Source organism: Sulfurifustis variabilis (genome assembly GCF_002355415.1).
Taxonomy (GTDB): domain Bacteria; phylum Pseudomonadota; class Gammaproteobacteria; order Acidiferrobacterales; family Sulfurifustaceae; genus Sulfurifustis; species Sulfurifustis variabilis.
This window is the reverse complement of record NZ_AP014936.1, coordinates 3,911,119-3,927,027: the sequence shown is the minus strand read 5'-3', so window position 1 is coordinate 3,927,027 and position 15,909 is coordinate 3,911,119. Positions and strand designations below refer to the sequence as shown.

Here is a 15,909-nt window from a genome sequence, read left to right as displayed (position 1 = left end):
GCCCGGGAGCGCGTCAAGGACGTCCCGGGCGCCCGCCTCTACACCGCGAGCGAAGACCTCTTCGGCCGGCAGGTGTATTTCCTGCGCCTCGGCTTCTTCGACTCGTTCGAACAGGCCGAATCGGTCAAGGAGCGCCTGTTGGCACACTACCCGCTCGCCTGGGCGACGGAGGTCTCAGAGGCGGAGCACGAGCGCGCGATCGGCGCGCCGGCCAAGGCAGCCCCCGTGCCGCCGTCCGCTCCGCGGGCAACGCCCGCGAAGCCGCGAGCGGATATCGCGTACGCGCTCAACCTGGCCTCGTCGCCGAGTGCGGCGCTTCCGGTGAAACCCCTCCCCGCGCCGTATGACGGCTACCGCCTGTACCGCACGGAAACCCGCCAAAAGGGCAAGATCTGGCACCGCCTGCGCCTTGGCTTCTTCCCGACCCGGGCGGAGGCCGAGAAGGCGCGCCGGGCGCTGAAGTCGCTTTACCCCGACGTTTGGATCGCCGTTGCCGATGCAAAGGAGCAGGCCGTCGCCGGGGAGCGGCCCGTCCAGCCGACGGCGCCCGCGCGGCGCCCCGCCGCCGAGCCCGCGCCGTCGACGGACGAGGTCGGGAAGCTGATGGCGGAGGGCCGCGCCGCGCTGGGCGCCGGCCGTCCGGTCGACGCGATCCGGATCTTCACCCGCGTGCTGGCGGTGCCCGGCCACCCGCGGGCCCCGGAAGCGCTGGAGCTCCTCGGTCTCGCGCGGGAGCGCAACAAGCAGCCCGATCTCGCCCGGGTCGAATACAAGCTCTACCTCAAGCTCTACCCGGAAGGCGAGGGCGCCGATCGGGTCCGGCAGCGGCTGGCGAACCTCGAGCCCGGCGCTGCCGTGAAGCTGCGCGAGCCGAAACGGCGCGAAGAGAAACGGCGCACGGAATTGTTCGGGACGTTCTCTCAGCAGTACTACCGGGGCAACAGCAAGGTCGACACGACCCTGAAGACCGGTCCGACGATCGGCGAAGAGGAGACCCTCACTTTCACTGACGAGTCGACGCTCGTGAACGTGATCGACGTGAACGCCCGCATGCGCGACGAGCGCTATGACAACCGGGCAGTGCTCAGCGCCCACTACAACTACGACCGCCTGGAGCACGAAGACGATTCGCGCGTCGTCAATGCCTATGGCGAGGTCAAGGACCGTCAGCTCGGCTACGCCGTGCGGCTGGGCCGGCAGCCGAGCACGAGCGGCGTGCTGACGCGCTTCGACGGCGGGCTCTTCAGCTACCATTTCACCCCGCGTATCGGGGTTAACCTGGTCGCCGGCGAGCCCGTGGACAAGATTGCGCGCGACTCCGACCGTTCGTTCTACGCCTTCAGCGTGGACCTTGGCAGCGAAAGCGGCGCCCTCGGGACGAACCTGTACTACTTCAAACAGGAGATCGACGGCCTCACCGACCGGGAGGCGGTCGGAACCGAGGTGCGCTACTTCAGCAACGGCAGCTCGGTGTTCGCGCTCGTGGACTACGAGACCTCCTACAAGGAGCTCAACATCCTGCTCCTCCAGGGGAACTGGACCAGCGAGGGCGGCACGACGTACAACCTGCTGTACGACTACCGCCGGGTGCCGCCGCTGCAGGCGAGCAACGCGCTGATCGGCGAGACCACCGAGTCGATCGACACGCTGCTGGAAACCAGGACGGAGGAGCAGATCCGTGCCGACGCGCGCGATCGCACCGATACCGCCAAAGTCGTGTCCGGCGGCTTCCTGCACCCCCTCACGGAGCGGCTCCAGGCGGGCCTGGACGTGACCGCCACCAAGCAGCTCGGCACGCCGGCCAGCGGCACGCAGCCCGCTTCGCCGGGGACCGGTACGGCCTGGACCTATGCCGGCAAGCTCATCGGCACCGGTCTTTTCGCGAAGAGCGCGATCACCGTGTTCGGCGTGGCGCATACCGACAGCGATGCGTTCGACGCAGACTCGTTTGCGTTGACCCATCGCGTGCCGTTCGGGCGCTGGCGCGCGGATCTCTCCGTGCGCTACTACACCGAGGACCGCGCGGACGACGTGTCCCGGAACCGGTTGACGCCGGCGCTGAAGCTCGATTACTTCTGGCGCGAGAACGTCGCGCTGGAGTTCGAGTACAGCCAGGAGCGGCAGGAGACGACCGGACCCTTGCAGGACGAGGACTCGGTACGCGACTTCTTCATCGTGGGATATCGCTGGGACTTTTAAGCCGCCGCGCCGGGGACCGAAAAGGGAGCGGGGTCGTTTCGGGCGCGCCCGTCGGAGCCGAGGACGCGGTCGTCCGATGCGGGGCCGACCGGGCTACGCGCGACCCGCACATTTCTTTATATATGGATGCTGCGGCGGTGCTTGTGCGCATCGTCTCGTCTCCGACCCCGAAGGAGGTTCCATGCATCTCTTCCTGCGCGACCGCCGGCCGCGCTGGCTGTCGGCGTTGCTGGGCTCCGCGGCGGTGCTCGCCGCGCTTGCCGTCGCGCTCGCGTGGCTGCGTATCGATCTGCCCGAACTGCACGACGTCGTCGCCGGCTGGAACGGGCCAGAGGCCCAGAGCGGCGCCGATGCATCGCCGGCCGGCGATGCCCCGGCCGGGTCCGCAGACATCGGCTCGCAGATCGCGCTCGCGCGGACCTACGCCGAGCTCGGGCAGCGGGCCGACGGCCTTCAGCTCCTCGAGCGCCTGGCGCTCCAGCATCCGCAGGACGGCGAGATCGCCTTCGCGCGCGCATCGCTGCTCGGGCAGGGAAGCGACCCTAACGAGCTCGAAACGGCGTATGACCTGTATGACGTCGCCGTGGCGCATTCCCCGCGGCTCGGCACGCTCGCTCGCCTGCATCAAGGCGTCATCCGCGCGCGCCTCGGTGACGCCGATGGCGCATTGCGAATCTGGCGTCAGCAGCTGGCGTTGCAGCCGGAAGAACCGTATCGCTCGCTGTTCGAGGAGGCCATCGCCCGGGCGGGCGTCACCCTGAGCGACGGGTAGGAAGGCGGAAAAAGGTGCGGGTCGACCGGACGAGCTACCAGAGGCCGCGACCCTGACGGGAGAACACGAGATCCAGGAGCGCGGCGTACGCGTCCGTGTCCACCTTGTCGAACAGGAGCGCCGCACCTGTGGGCGTGATCCGCACTACCTGGGCCTGAAAGCGGTGAAATTTCTGGGTTCCCTCGGTCGGGAGCTTGATCGCCAGCTCCATCGGTCCCTTCTTGGCGGGCGGCTGCGCCGCCGTCTCCACGAAGCAACCGTCGAGGCTGATGTCGCGCGTAACGGATTGCTGATAGTTCTGGGTGTTGAAGTTGAGGACCGCCTCGAGCGCTATCGGAATGCGCGGCGTGTCTCGTCGCTCGGTTTTCATCCTCTCCTCCCCGACCTTCCTGGCTGTCCGCGCGGTGGTCCTCGCTGCGGCGGTTAACGGATGTTTATGCCTTTATAATTGGTTTTTTCCCTGAAGAAAAGACGGCTTAGGTCGCTCGCGGCCTCGCCCCTGTTATGATTGCGGCCTGCCGCAATGGATGTCTCCCACCTCCTCAACGATCTCAATGAGGCGCAGCGCCGGGCCGTGACCGCCGGCCCGGGCCCGCTGCTCGTGCTCGCCGGCGCGGGCAGCGGCAAGACGCGCGTGCTCACGCACCGCGTGGCATGGCTGGTCGCCGTCGAGGGCCTCTCGCCGCACGCCATCATGGCGGTGACCTTCACCAACAAGGCCGCGGCCGAAATGCGCGCGCGCATCGAGCGCATGCTCAACTGCCCCGTGGGCGGTCTCTGGGTCGGGACTTTCCACGGGCTCTCGCACCGGCTGCTGCGGTCCCACTGGCGCGAAGCCGGGCTTCCCCAGGGCTTCCAGATACTCGACGGTGAGGATCAGTATCGCCTGATCCGGCGGGTGATGAAGGGCCTGAACCTGGACGAGGCGTACTACCCGCCGCGCCAGGCACAGTGGTTCATCAACCACCATAAAGAAGAAGGACGGCGGGCGGCGCACCTGCGCGAGCCCCACGATCCGCAGAATCGCGAGTATCTGCGCGTTTACAAGGCGTACGAGGAGACGTGCCGGCGGGCGGGACTCGTCGATTTCGCGGAGCTCCTGCTGCGCGCCTACGAGATCATGCGCGAATGCGAGCCCTTGCGCGCCCACTATCAGGCGCGCTTCCGCCACGTGCTGGTCGACGAGTTCCAGGACACGAACCACATCCAGTATGCCTGGCTCGAGCTGTTCGCCGCGGGCCACCGGAACCTCTTCGTCGTCGGCGACGACGACCAGTCGATCTACGGCTGGCGCGGCGCCAAGGTCGAGAACATTCTGCGTTTCGAGCACGACCATCCGGGTACGCAGGTGATCCGGCTGGAGCAGAACTACCGTTCGACCGGCAACATCCTGAAGGCGGCGAACAGCGTCATCGGCCACAACAGCGACCGTCTCGGAAAGGAGCTGTGGACGGCGGACGGGGCGGGCGAGCCCATCTATCTTTTCACCGCCTACAGCGACCTCGAGGAGGCGCGTTTCGTCGTCGATCGCATCGAGGACTGGGTCGCGAAGGGCGGTCGGCGCAGCGAAGTCGCCGTGCTCTACCGCAGCAACGCCCAGTCGCGCGTATTCGAGGAGACGCTGATCAACGCCGGTATCCCGTACCGGGTTTACGGGGGCCTGCGCTTCTTCGAGCGCGCGGAGATCAAGGACGCGCTCGCGTACCTGCGTCTCATCGCCTCGCGCCACGACGACAGCTCGTTCGAGCGCGTGGCCAACGTGCCGACGCGCGGCGTCGGGCTGAAGACGCTCGAGACCCTGCGCGAGGCGGCCAGGACGGCCGACCGTTCGCTCTGGGAGACGGCGCAGGCGCTCGTCGCCAACGCCGGCCTGCCGGCGAGGGCGGTCTCGGCGCTGCGCGGTTTCCAGGAACTGATCGAGCGGCTGGCCGGCGAGACGGCCGGGCTGGGGCTCGGAGACCAGGTGGAGCATGTGATCGATCGAAGCGGTCTCATGGCGCACTACCAAAAGGAAAAGGGCGAGAAAGGCGAGGCGCGGGTCGAAAACCTGGAGGAGCTGGTCACCGCCGCCCGGAACTACGTACACGACGAGTCCGAGGGGCTCGATCCCCTTTCGGCCTTCCTCGCCCACGCGGCATTGGAGGCCGGCGAAGGCGAGGCCGAGGCCTGGGAGGACAGCGTGCAGCTCATGAGCCTGCACTCGGCCAAAGGTCTGGAGTTTCCCCTGGTGTTCCTCACGGGTCTCGAGGAGGGCCTGTTTCCGCACCAGCGCTCGCTCGAGGAGCCGGGGCGCCTCGAGGAGGAGCGTCGTCTCTGCTACGTGGGCATGACCCGGGCGCGGCAGCGCCTGGTCCTGACGCAGGCGGAGTCGCGCCGGCTGCACGGCAATGAGCACTATACGAGCCCTTCCCGGTTTCTCGGCGAGATCGACCGGGAGCTGATCCAGGAGATTCGCCCGCAGCCGGTCCTGCGCGCCGGCACGGAGCCCGGTCGCCCGGCCCCGTTTCACGCCGAGGGCGCGGCCGCTCCGCCCGGGATGCGCCTGGGCAGCCGCGTGCGCCACGACACGTTCGGCGAGGGAGTCGTGACCGGCTACGAGGGCGCGGGAACCCATGCCCGCGTGCAGGTCAACTTCGAGGGGGCCGGCGCGAAGTGGCTGGTCCTCGCGTACGCGAGACTGGAATCCATTTGACGTTCCCGTGCATGGTCTATAGTTAAGGCAACGTTTCGTAGGGACGGATTGCGCGGCCGGAAGCCGCACGCCGCTGGTGGGGAGTGGTTTGGAGCAAGCAAAGAACAAGGCGATGACGGCGGTCTGGGCGACCGCGGCCATCGTTGGCATCGCGTTTCTCGCCGAGCTCGTGATTACGGCGAGCCTGTCCGCCTTCGGGCGTCTCCCGCAGTCCGCGTCGGACTTCGTCCTCGACGCGCTGCTCCTCGCCGCCCTCATCGCCGCACCGATCTACTGGCTGGTACTCAAGCCGCTGCGCCGCGAGTATGAAAAGCGCGTACAGGCCGAGCGGCGCGCCGAGGACCTGGGCCAGCTCGCCATCACCGACCCGCTGACGCGGATCATGAACCGCCGCGGCATCACCGTGAGCGTCCTCGACGCGATGGCGCAGGCGGAGCGCTACGGGAACCCGCTGGCGGTCGCGATGGCGGACATCGACCATTTCAAGCAGGTCAACGACACATACGGCCACGAGGCCGGGGACAAGGTGCTGTCCGAGATCGCCTCGGTGCTTTCCGAATCCCTCCGGATGCCGGACAAGGTCGGCCGTTACGGCGGAGAGGAGTTCCTGGTCGTGCTGCCTCATACCACGCTCGCGCAGGGACGCAAGATCGCCGAGCGCATGCGCTCCGCGGTGGGCGCCTGGCCGTTCGAGCTCGGCGGCAAACAGACGTCCGTGACGATCTCGATCGGCCTCACGCAGTTCCAGAAGGGCGAGGACCTCGAGCAGCTCCTTTCGCGCGTGGACCGGGCCCTCTACCAGGCGAAGGCCGGCGGACGCAACTTGGTGGTGACCGAAAAAATCCCCGCGCGCAGCGCCTCGCGTGCCTGATTACGCCCGGCGCCGCTCGCGCCTGCTGCGCCTCGCAAACCGCCTCTCGCTCGTCGCCGAATACACCGGCCGCGCCGTCGCCTGGCTCGCCCTGCTGCTGGTCGCCGTCGTCTGCTACGACGTGGCCATGCGCTACGTGTTCCATAGCGGGTCGATCGCTCTGCAGGAACTCGCGTGGCATCTGTACGCGCTCCTCTTCCTGCTCGGCGCCGCCTACACGCTCAAATACGACGGGCACGTTCGCGTGGACATCGTGTACCAGCGTCTCGTGCCGCACACGCGCGCCTGGATCGACCTCCTTGGCGCGCTCCTCTTCCTGTTGCCCCTCTGCGTCCTGATCGTCTGGACTTCCGTGCCGTTCGCCTATCAGGCGTTTGTCTACGGGGAGGGCTCACCCGACGTCGGCGGCCTGCCGTACCGATACGTTCTGAAGAGCGCGATCCCGCTCGGCTTCGCGCTGTTGGCGCTCGAGGGGGTCGCACAGGCCGCACGGGCTCTGGCCGCGCTCAGCGAACGGCGCGGATAAACCGCATGGAGTGGCTCGCGCTCGTCATGTTCGGCGCCCTGGTGGCGCTGCTCCTCTTCGGCTACCCGGTCGCCTTCACGCTCGGCGCGGTGGCGCTCCTGTTCGGGATTCCCGCTCTCGGGGTCGAGTTCTTCAACCTGCTGCCGCTGCGTATCTGGGGGGTGATGACGAACTACACGCTCCTCGCGGTGCCCTTGTTCGTGTTCATGGGTGTGATGCTCGAGAAGTCGGGTATCGCCGAGGACCTGCTCGAGACGATGGGCCTCCTGTTCGGGGGCATGCGCGGGGGCCTCACGATCTCGATCGTGGCGGTGGGGGCGCTCCTTGCCGCCACGACGGGGATCGTCGGCGCGACCGTGGTCACGATGGCGGTGATCGCCCTGCCGGCGATGCTGAAGCACGGCTACGAGCCCGAGCTCTCGACCGGAACGATCGCGGCTGCCGGCACCCTCGGCCAGCTCATCCCACCGAGCGTCGTTTTGGTCCTGCTCGGGGATGCCGTCGGCGTGCCGGTCGGCCGCCTGTTCGCCGGGGCGCTGCTGCCCGGGCTGCTGCTCGTGGGGCTCTTCGTCGTCTACGTGGCGGCCTACACGGCGCTCCGTCCCGCGGCCGGGCCGCCGATCGATCCGGCCCGCCTGCGCGCGCCCGCGCACGGTCTCGGCCGGCGCGTGCTGCTCTCGCTCATTCCTCCGGCCGGGCTGGTTCTGGCCGTCCTGGGATCGATCTTCTTCGGCGTCGCTTCGCCGACGGAGTCGGCGGCGCTCGGAGCGCTCGGGGCGACGCTGCTCGCCGCCGGCCATCGCCGCCTCACGGCAACGAACCTCACCGAGACAATGCGCTCGACGATGCGCCTCACCAGCATGGTCTTCGTCATACTGGTCGGCGCGACCGCCTTCGGTCTGGTGTTTCGCGGGCTCGGCGGGGACGCCCTGGTGCACCGGTTGATGTCGGGGCTGCCCGGCGAGGCATGGGGGTTCCTCGCCGTGAGCATGACGCTCGTGTTCGTGCTCGGATTCTTCCTCGATTTTCTCGAAATCCTGTTCATCGTCGTGCCGGTGCTCGCGCCCATCGCGCAGCACCTCGGGGTGGATCCGCTGTGGTTCGCGGTGCTGCTCGCCGTGAACCTGCAGACCTCGTTCCTTACCCCGCCCTTCGGCTTCTCGCTCTTCTATCTCAAGGCGGCCGCGCCAGGCGAGATCCGGATGAGCCAGATCTACCGCGGTGTGCTTCCCTTCGTGGGACTGCAGCTCGTTACGCTGCTGGCGCTGCTGGTCTTCCCGGCGCTCGCGCGCTGGCTCCCGGACCTCGTGGACCGGCTGCAGGGACTGTGACGCCTAGCTCTTCAGCGCCTCCATGTAGGCGGCTTCGGACAGCGTGCTCCACGCTTCGTGGCGCGACTGGAAAGAGGCGTACGCTTCGTACACCCGTTTGAAGTCGGCGTGTTTGGCCGCCTCGTCTTCCAGCACCGCCTTTGCATGGCTGCGCAGCGCGCGCAGGACCTCGACCGGAAACGGAACGATCTGAACCTTGTACTTGGTCGTCAACAGCTGCAGCGCCTCGTGGTTCTTCGCCTCGAATTCGGCAAAGATCCAGTTGTGCACGGTTGCGGCGGCCGCACGCACGATCAGCCGGAGGTCGTCCGGCAACTTCGCCCACGCTTCGCTGTTCACCAGCAGCTCGAGCACGGGGCCCGGCTCCTGCCATCCTGGGTAGTAGTAGTACTTCGCCGCGCGATACAGCCCCATGCGCTCGTCGTGATAGGGACCGACCCACTCCGCGGCGTCGATCGTGCTGCGCTCGAGGGCGGTGTAGATCTCCGCACCGGGAAGCAGCACCGGATTGGCACCCGCGCTCGCCATCACGCGCCCGCCGAGCCCGGGCGTCCTTATCCGCAAGCCCTTCAGGTCCTCGAGGCGCCCGATGCGCTTGTTGAACCAGCCGCCCATCTGCACGCCGGTGTTGCCCATCGGGATCGGAACCAGGTTGAACGGCTTGTAGATCTCTTCCCAGAGCGAAAGGCCGCCGCCCGAGGTCAGCCAGGCGGCCACGCCCTGCGCGTTCATGCCGAACGGCACGGTGGTGAAGAACTGCGCCGCCGGCACCTTGCCGGCCCAGTAGTACGCCGCCGCGTGGCCCATCTGCACGGTGCCCTGCGAAACCGCGTTGAACGTCTCGAGCGGCGGGACAAGCTCCCCACCGCCGTAGACGTCGATATGCAGTCGGCCGCCGCTCATCGCCTCGACCTCTCGTGCGAACCGCGTCACGCCGTCGTGGAAGATCGGAAAATTGGGAGGCCACGCGGTGGTGAGCTTCCAGCGGAGTTTGGTGGCGGGTTTCGACGCCTCCTGCGTGCTGGCCGGCTCTTCGCGACGATCGCAGGCCGCGGCCGCGCCGGCCAGCGCGGCGACGCCCGCGAGGCGCATGAAGTCGCGTCTTTCCATGGGTCCTCCTCGTTTAATCGCTTATTGTCGGGTCAGGCGAGCATGGCCTGGACCACGGCGTTCCACGCCGCGGCGAGATTGGCCCGGTTGTAGCCGCCGCCGCCCATGGCGACCAGGCGCCCGTCGCAGCAATCCTCCGCGAGCCGGCACAGACGCTCGGCGGCGTGCGCGTGCGCGCGCGGAGTCAGCCGCATGTGGGTGATCGGATCGCCGTCGATGCTGTCTGCGCCCGCCTGGAGCAGGACGATCTCCGGGCGGCTGGCGCGAACGAAGTCTTCCAGTCCGGGCCACGCGCGCAGGAACGCCGCGTCGTCCGCGCCCGGTGGCAGCGGGACGTTCAGCTTGGTGCCGCGAGCCGCGCCCGTTCCCGTCTCTTCGGCTCCGCCGGTCCCCGGGTAGAGGAAACGGCCGTCCTCGTGGGTGTCCGCTATGCAGATGTCCGGATCGGATTCGAAACCGTAATACACGCCGTCGCCATGGTGTGCATCGATGTCGACATAGGCGATGCGCCGGATGCCGTGGTCCCGCCGAAGGACCTCGATCAGCACCCCGGCATCGTTGAACACGCAGAAACCGGCGGCGCCGTCCCGGCGCGCGTGATGCAGGCCGCCGATCGGCACGAACGCGCGCGGTGCTTCCCCCGAGACGGCGCGCCGGCCGGCGTCGAGCGTCGAACCGACGACGTAGCAGGCGGCCTCGTAGACGCCCGGGAATGCCGGCGTGTCGCCGTAATCGAGATAGCCGGTGCCCGTCCGCGACTGCGTCCGGACCCGCTCCACGTGCTCGCGAGTGTGGAAGGCCAGGAGCTCCTGTTCCTCGCAAGCGGCGGGTTCGGCGACCGTCACGCGCCGATCGAGGCCTAGCCTGACCGTTTCCGCCCAGAAGGCGTCCAGGCGATCGGGGCCGAAGGGGTGGCCTTCGCCGAAACCGTAGCGCGCCAGCGCCGGCCCGTAGTAGACGTTTACCTGCCGCATCGCGCCATTATAACGGGCCGCCGACAGCGCGGTTTCCGCCGGCCTGACTGCGCAGCGCGGAGAGTCGGTCCGAACCTCAGAACCGTTTGATGACCCAGTTCGGGACCATGATGTCCGGCTCGAGATCGCTGCGCCGGGCTCGTCCGACCTCGTCGTATATCAGGTAATACGGCCGGCCCTTGGCGGGCGTCACTTTCACCATGTAGAGCTGGCCGTTCAGCCGGTACTCTTCGTGAATCTCCGTGCCACGGGTGGTAATGGTGACCTCCGGCTCGAGCTCGTCGACTTCGGCGCCCGGAAGATCGGGCGGGTCGTACTGCTCGGGCGGTGGCGGGGGCTCGGGCACCGCGGCCGGCGGAGGTGCCGGGCGTTCGGCGCCGGGGAGGGGCGGGGCTGCGGCGAGGCCGCCGAGCAGCAACACGGCGAGGACGACGGCAGACGTCTTGGTGTTCATAGGTTCAGCTTGATCTCCTGTTCTTCCTCCGACGGCTCGAATCCCACGCGCTCGTAGAAGCGGAAGATGGCATCGAGCACCTCGTCCGCGGTGTCGACCACGGCGAACAGGCTCAGGTCCTCGCCACTGATGACGCCTTCGGCGACGAGCGTCCGGCTGAACCAGTCGATCAATCCGCTCCAGAACGGCCGGTGCACGAGGATGATCGGCATGCGCACGCTCTTCCCCGTCTGGACCAGCGTCAGCGCCTCGACGAGCTCGTCGAGTGTGCCGAAGCCCCCCGGCAACACGACGTACGCTTTCGCGTACTTCACGAACATCACCTTGCGCGCGAAGAAGTGCTGGAAGGTGAGCGTGACGTTGTGGAAGGGATTGGCCGCCTGCTCGTGAGGCAGGTGGATGTTCAGCCCGACGCTCGGGCTCCGGCCGGCGAACGCGCCCTTGTTCGCCGCCTCCATGAGGCCCGGCCCTCCGCCGCTCACCACCGCGAAGCCCGCGTCGGACAGCTTTCGCCCGATCTCCTCGGTCAGGGCATAATAGGGGTGACCGGGCGGCGTGCGCGAAGAGCCGAAGACGCTCACCGAGGGCTGGATCTGCGAAAGCCGCTCGAATCCCTCCACGAACTCGGCCATGATCCGGAAGATCTTCCAGGACTCGCGGGCCATGATGCCCGAAGGCATGAGCGGAGTGCGCAGGTTGGCGCGCGAGTCGGTCGGCGGGGTCGGATCATCCATAAGAGCTATCTAGCGCACCGCACGGTCGCGGATCGCGGCCGGACACGTACCTGATGCCACGGAAAAAACCTCAATCTGACGGCGCACCGGCCCCGGCGCGCAAGCCCGAGCCCGCCGATACGCCTCGTCGGGCCGACGGCGCGAACACGCTGGTCCTGGTCGACGGGTCATCTTATCTGTACCGCGCCTTCCACGCCATGCCGAGCCTCACCAACTCCCGCGGCGAAGCGACCGGGGCGGTGTACGGCGTTACGAATATGCTGCGCAAGCTGCTCGCCGATTACGACCCCGCGTACGTCGCGGTCGTGTTCGACGCCAAGGGCAGGACGTTCCGCGACGACGTGTACCCCGAGTACAAGGCGAACCGGCCGCCCATGCCCGACGCCCTCTCGGCCCAGATCGAGCCGATTCACGAGATCGTGCGAGCCCTGGGCTTCCCCCTGCTGCAGATCGACAACGTGGAGGCGGACGACGTCATCGGAACGCTCGCCCGGCTCGCCGCGTCGCAGGGCATGAGCACGCTGGTGTCGACCGGCGACAAGGACATGACGCAGCTCGTGGACGGTCACGTGACGCTGGTCAACACGATGACCGGAACGGTCTACGATCGCGCGAAGGTCATCGAGAAGTTCGGCGTGCCGCCCGAGCGCATCATCGACTTCCTGGCGCTCGTCGGCGATTCGGTCGACAACATCCCCGGGGTGCCCGGTGTCGGTCCGAAGACCGCCGCCAGGTGGCTCGCGGAGCACGGCTCGCTCGAGGCCGTCATCGCCGGCGCCGCCGGGATTCCGGGCAAGGTCGGCGACAGCCTGCGCGCCGCCCTGCCCGTGCTGCCGCTCGCGCGCGAGCTCGCGACCATCAAGTGCGACGTCCCCCTCGCGCTCGGTCCCCGTGACTTGAAGCGACTGCCGCCGGACACCGCCCGCCTGCGCGAGCTCTACTCGCGGCTCGAGTTCAGGACCTGGCTCGCCGAGCTCGGCGGCGTCAATCCCCCGGCGTCGACGACGGTCCCGGGCGAACGAGCGTCGTACGAGACCGTGCTCGACCAAGCGGCGCTGGAACGCTGGCTCGAACGTCTCGCCGGCGCCGAGCTCTTCGCGCTCGGGACCGAGGCGACGAGCCCCGACGCGCCGCGCGCCGAGCTGGTCGGCATTGCCTTTACCGTTCGAGCGGGCGAAGGCGCCTACGTCCCGCTCGCGCACGCTTACCCCGGCGCGCCGGAGCAGCTCGACCGCGACGCGGTGCTCGCGCGGCTGAAGCCGCTGCTCGAAGACGAGCGCCGGAGCAAGGTGGGGCACAACCTCAAGTACGCCACGACCGTACTGGCGAACTGCGGCATCGCGCTGCGCGGCGTCGCTTACGATACGATGCTCGAGTCGTACGTGCTCGACTCGACGGCGTCGCGTCACGACATGGAGAGCCTCGCCCTCAAGTACCTCGGCTACAAGACGGTCAAGTACGAGGACGTCGCAGGCAAGGGAAAGGCGCAGATCAACTTCCGTGAAGTGGCGATCGAACAGGCCGCCGCTTATGCCGGCGAGGACGCCGACCTGACCCTGCGGCTGCACGCGTGTCTCTGGCCGCGTCTCGAGCAGAACCGGGCGCTCGTGACGCTCTTCCGCGAGCTCGAGCTCCCGCTGGTCGCCGTGCTTTCACGAATGGAACGAAACGGCGTGCGCATCGACGTCGAAATGCTGCGGCGCCAGAGCGGCGAGCTCGCGCACCGTATGCTCGAGATCGAGCGGGAAGCGCACTCCGCCGCCGGGCAACCCTTCAACCTCGACTCCCCGAAGCAGATCCAGGAGATCCTGTTCCGGAAGCTCGCGCTTCCGGTGCTGCGCAAGACGCCGACCGGCCAGCCCTCGACCGGAGAGGACGTGCTCGCCGAGCTGGCGCTCGACTACCCGCTGCCGCGCCTCATCCTGGAGTACCGGAGCCTCGCGAAGCTCAAGTCGACCTATACCGACAAGCTCCCCGAGATGATCAATCCCGCTACCGGCCGCGTGCACACCTGCTATCACCAGGCGGTCGCCGCAACGGGGCGGCTGTCGTCGTCGGATCCCAACCTCCAGAACATTCCCGTCCGCACGGCCGAAGGCCGGCGCATCCGCCAGGCCTTCGTTCCCGAACCGGGCTACCGCATCGTCTCGGCCGATTACTCGCAGATCGAGCTGCGCATCATGGCGCATCTCTCCGGCGACCCGGGCCTGATCCAGGCGTTCGCCGCCGGACAGGACATCCACCGGGCCACCGCCGCCGAGGTGTTCGGGCTGCCGCCCGACCAGGTACCGGACGAGATGCGGCGTGCGGCGAAGGCGATCAACTTCGGTCTGATCTACGGCATGTCGGCCTTCGGGCTGTCGCGACAGCTCAAGATCGATCGTGCGGCGGCACAGCAATATGTCGACCTTTACTTCGCGCGTTATCCGGGCGTGAAGGCCTTCATGGACCGGACGCGGGAGCAGGCGCGCACGCGGGGGTACGTGGAAACGCTCTTCGGACGCCGTCTCCATCTGCCCGACATCAACGCCCCGAACGTCTCTCGCCGGCAAGGCGCCGAGCGGGCGGCCATCAACGCGCCGATGCAGGGTACCGCCGCGGACCTGATCAAGCGCGCCATGCTGGCGGTCGATCGCTGGATAACCGAGAGCCGCGCGCCGGTGCGCATGATCATGCAGGTCCATGACGAACTGGTGTTCGAGGTCGCCGAGGGGTTCGTCGAAACTGCCATCGAGCGGGTCCGTGACGCCATGGCCACCGTGGCCACGCTCGAGGTTCCCCTCGTGGTGGACGTGGGTGTGGGAGCCAACTGGGACGAGGCCCATTAAAAGGGCTGAACCGATTTTCGATCCGCCCGAACCATCCAGGAGCGGCCCGGTCATAGACGATGAACGGTTGGAAGATCGTTCTCCCCGCTCCTCCTCCCTGAGCGGGGAAGTCCCGGAACCAAAATTCCGGGACGTTGTTCGGCCCCGGACTCTCTCCCCTTGTTTCCGGGGCTTTTTTTGTCCCGCTTCCTGCCCTTGCCGCGCTGGCGCCCTCAAAATTGACCCACCCGGAGGCTCTTGGTATAAGGCGGGGCTTCTTGGGCGGCGCCCGCTGTTTCTGGGGGATTTAGGATGTTTCCAGTTCGTATCTCCGTATTCTTCGGTGTCGCCTTCGCGCTCGCGGCGGGCATTGCACAGGCCAAGTTCGAGGGTGACGTCGCGGCGGGCAAGGCCAAAGCGGGGGCATGTGCCGCCTGTCACGGCGTCGACGGCAACGGGGGAGCAGACCCCAGCTGGCCGAAGCTCGCGGGCCAGATACCCGAATACCTGGTCAAGCAGCTTGCCGACTTCAAGTCCGGCAAGCGAACCGACCCGCTGATGTCGGGTATGGCGGCGCCGCTCAGCGAGAAGGACATGAAGGACCTGGCGGCGTACTACGCGGCCCAGAAGATCAAGCCGGGCGCAGCGGCCAACAAGGAGCTCGCCGAGAAGGGGGAGCGCATCTACCGCGGCGGCAACGCGAAAACCGGTGTCTCGGCCTGCATGAGCTGCCATGGGCCTTCGGGCCACGGCATTCCGCCGCGATTTCCGCGAGTGACGGGACAAACGGCGTCGTACACGGAAAAGCAATTGCTGGCATTCAAGTCGAGCAAGCGCTCCAACGACGACGAGATGATGACCCGAATCGCCTTCCGCATGTCGGAAGCGGAGATCAAGGCCGTTTCCGAGTACATGGCGGGCCTCCACTGACCGCCTGTCGGAGACGGGCGGACGGGAAAGGGGGCGCCAAGCGCCCCCTTTTTCGTTGATGGCCCAGGCCAGCTGACGCCCGGGGGCAGCCGGGGCACGCAATGCGCGGCAGCCCTTAGACCCCCTTTCCGGTAGTGCGTCCCGAATAAATGCTTTATACCTCAATTAGTTGTTTGTGTTCGATACCCGTGGCACGAGTATTGCTCCTTCTATGGCAAAGAGAAAGGCCGCACCGGCGGAGCCGGAACGACGGCAGAGGAGCACGATATGCTGAGCCACATCGTTACATTGGTGAGCAGTTACGAGCGCAACCACGGAGAGCGCCCGAACGTCGTTTACATGAACGAGACCCACTACGGCTACCTGCGCGAGGAGCTGCCGTTCGTGCGGGACCATAACGATGTGGTCGCCATTCTCGGCGTGGATATCGCCCTTAACGACGAGGCGATGCATCCGCAGGCCGCGATCGTCCGTTTCGCGTCCGAGAACATTCTGGTGAGTTAAAGCTG

At 67.5% G+C, this 15,909-nt stretch carries 14 protein-coding genes; 9 read left to right on the top strand and 5 right to left on the bottom strand.

Features of this window, described 5'->3' with window-relative positions:
• Positions 1 to 72 precede the first annotated feature (72 nt).
• Positions 73 to 2,199 (top strand): SPOR domain-containing protein, encoded by a 2,127-nt coding sequence (locus SVA_RS19080; RefSeq protein ID WP_096462721.1) that lies wholly within the window; start codon positions 73 to 75, stop codon positions 2,197 to 2,199.
• 181 nt (positions 2,200 to 2,380) lie between these two features.
• Positions 2,381 to 2,971 carry a tetratricopeptide repeat protein gene (locus SVA_RS19075; RefSeq protein WP_096462720.1) on the top strand — a complete coding sequence of 197 codons (591 nt, stop codon included), beginning with the start codon at positions 2,381 to 2,383 and terminating at the stop codon, positions 2,969 to 2,971.
• A gap of 34 nt (positions 2,972 to 3,005) precedes the next feature.
• Here the strand turns inward: SVA_RS19075 and SVA_RS19070 are convergent, their stop codons facing one another.
• Complete coding sequence (locus SVA_RS19070) at positions 3,006 to 3,341, bottom strand: PilZ domain-containing protein (RefSeq protein ID WP_096462719.1); 336 nt, start codon at positions 3,339 to 3,341, stop codon at positions 3,006 to 3,008.
• A gap of 153 nt (positions 3,342 to 3,494) precedes the next feature.
• Between SVA_RS19070 and uvrD the strand changes: the two genes are divergently transcribed.
• The 4 genes from uvrD to SVA_RS19050 all read left to right on the top strand — a co-directional run bounded on the left by uvrD (position 3,495) and on the right by SVA_RS19050 (position 8,391).
• The gene (gene uvrD, locus SVA_RS19065) at positions 3,495 to 5,663 is read left to right on the top strand and encodes a DNA helicase II (RefSeq protein WP_096462718.1); all 2,169 of its coding nucleotides are present in this window, start codon (positions 3,495 to 3,497) and stop codon (positions 5,661 to 5,663) included.
• Positions 5,664 to 5,775: 112 nt separating this feature from the next.
• Positions 5,776 to 6,534 (top strand): GGDEF domain-containing protein, encoded by a 759-nt coding sequence (locus tag SVA_RS19060; RefSeq protein ID WP_096462717.1) that lies wholly within the window; start codon positions 5,776 to 5,778, stop codon positions 6,532 to 6,534.
• Positions 6,527 to 7,060, top strand: coding sequence for a TRAP transporter small permease subunit (locus SVA_RS19055; RefSeq protein ID WP_096462716.1), 534 nt, complete (start codon positions 6,527 to 6,529; stop codon positions 7,058 to 7,060). Before SVA_RS19060 ends, SVA_RS19055 begins: the two co-directional genes overlap by 8 nt.
• A gap of 5 nt (positions 7,061 to 7,065) precedes the next feature.
• Positions 7,066 to 8,391 carry a TRAP transporter large permease gene (locus tag SVA_RS19050; protein ID WP_096462715.1) on the top strand — a complete coding sequence of 442 codons (1,326 nt, stop codon included), beginning with the start codon at positions 7,066 to 7,068 and terminating at the stop codon, positions 8,389 to 8,391.
• Positions 8,392 to 8,394: 3 nt separating this feature from the next.
• On the opposite strand, the gene SVA_RS19045 is transcribed toward SVA_RS19050, so the two are convergent.
• The 4 genes from SVA_RS19045 to SVA_RS19030 form a co-directional block, all read right to left on the bottom strand.
• Positions 8,395 to 9,501: a TRAP transporter substrate-binding protein gene (locus tag SVA_RS19045; RefSeq protein WP_096462714.1), complete on the bottom strand. Its 1,107-nt coding sequence runs from the start codon at positions 9,499 to 9,501 to the stop codon at positions 8,395 to 8,397.
• 32 nt (positions 9,502 to 9,533) lie between these two features.
• Complete coding sequence (locus tag SVA_RS19040) at positions 9,534 to 10,475, bottom strand: acetoin utilization protein AcuC (protein ID WP_096462713.1); 942 nt, start codon at positions 10,473 to 10,475, stop codon at positions 9,534 to 9,536.
• 76 nt (positions 10,476 to 10,551) lie between these two features.
• Entirely contained in the window at positions 10,552 to 10,929 is a 378-nt protein-coding gene (locus SVA_RS19035) for a DUF2782 domain-containing protein (protein ID WP_096462712.1), read from the bottom strand.
• On the bottom strand, positions 10,926 to 11,609 hold the full coding sequence (locus SVA_RS19030) for an LOG family protein (RefSeq protein ID WP_096463043.1): 684 nt from the start codon (positions 11,607 to 11,609) through the stop codon (positions 10,926 to 10,928). The genes SVA_RS19035 and SVA_RS19030 overlap by 4 nt, the downstream gene beginning before the upstream one ends.
• Before the next feature lie 107 nt (positions 11,610 to 11,716).
• Here SVA_RS19030 and polA point away from each other — a divergent pair, with 107 nt between their 5' ends.
• The 3 genes from polA to SVA_RS19015 all read left to right on the top strand — a co-directional run bounded on the left by polA (position 11,717) and on the right by SVA_RS19015 (position 15,904).
• On the top strand, positions 11,717 to 14,491 hold the full coding sequence (gene polA, locus SVA_RS19025) for a DNA polymerase I (protein ID WP_096462711.1): 2,775 nt from the start codon (positions 11,717 to 11,719) through the stop codon (positions 14,489 to 14,491).
• A gap of 291 nt (positions 14,492 to 14,782) precedes the next feature.
• Positions 14,783 to 15,400, top strand: coding sequence for a c-type cytochrome (locus SVA_RS19020; protein WP_096462710.1), 618 nt, complete (start codon positions 14,783 to 14,785; stop codon positions 15,398 to 15,400).
• Positions 15,401 to 15,667: 267 nt separating this feature from the next.
• On the top strand, positions 15,668 to 15,904 hold the full coding sequence (locus SVA_RS19015) for a hypothetical protein (protein ID WP_096462709.1): 237 nt from the start codon (positions 15,668 to 15,670) through the stop codon (positions 15,902 to 15,904).
• Positions 15,905 to 15,909: the final 5 nt, after the last annotated feature.

Coding starts and splice junctions, on each gene's coding strand:
- SVA_RS19075 (WP_096462720.1), top strand. CDS start 2,381: ATGCATCTCTTCCTGCGCGACCGCCGGCCGCGCTGGCTGTCGGCGTTG.
- SVA_RS19070 (WP_096462719.1), bottom strand. CDS start 3,341: ATGAAAACCGAGCGACGAGACACGCCGCGCATTCCGATAGCGCTCGAG.
- uvrD (WP_096462718.1), top strand. CDS start 3,495: ATGGATGTCTCCCACCTCCTCAACGATCTCAATGAGGCGCAGCGCCGG.
- SVA_RS19060 (WP_096462717.1), top strand. CDS start 5,776: ATGACGGCGGTCTGGGCGACCGCGGCCATCGTTGGCATCGCGTTTCTC.
- SVA_RS19050 (WP_096462715.1), top strand. CDS start 7,066: ATGGAGTGGCTCGCGCTCGTCATGTTCGGCGCCCTGGTGGCGCTGCTC.
- SVA_RS19045 (WP_096462714.1), bottom strand. CDS start 9,501: ATGGAAAGACGCGACTTCATGCGCCTCGCGGGCGTCGCCGCGCTGGCC.
- SVA_RS19040 (WP_096462713.1), bottom strand. CDS start 10,475: ATGCGGCAGGTAAACGTCTACTACGGGCCGGCGCTGGCGCGCTACGGT.
- SVA_RS19035 (WP_096462712.1), bottom strand. CDS start 10,929: ATGAACACCAAGACGTCTGCCGTCGTCCTCGCCGTGTTGCTGCTCGGC.
- SVA_RS19030 (WP_096463043.1), bottom strand. CDS start 11,609: ATGCCTTCGGGCATCATGGCCCGCGAGTCCTGGAAGATCTTCCGGATC.
- polA (WP_096462711.1), top strand. CDS start 11,717: ATGCCACGGAAAAAACCTCAATCTGACGGCGCACCGGCCCCGGCGCGC.
- SVA_RS19020 (WP_096462710.1), top strand. CDS start 14,783: ATGTTTCCAGTTCGTATCTCCGTATTCTTCGGTGTCGCCTTCGCGCTC.
- SVA_RS19015 (WP_096462709.1), top strand. CDS start 15,668: ATGCTGAGCCACATCGTTACATTGGTGAGCAGTTACGAGCGCAACCAC.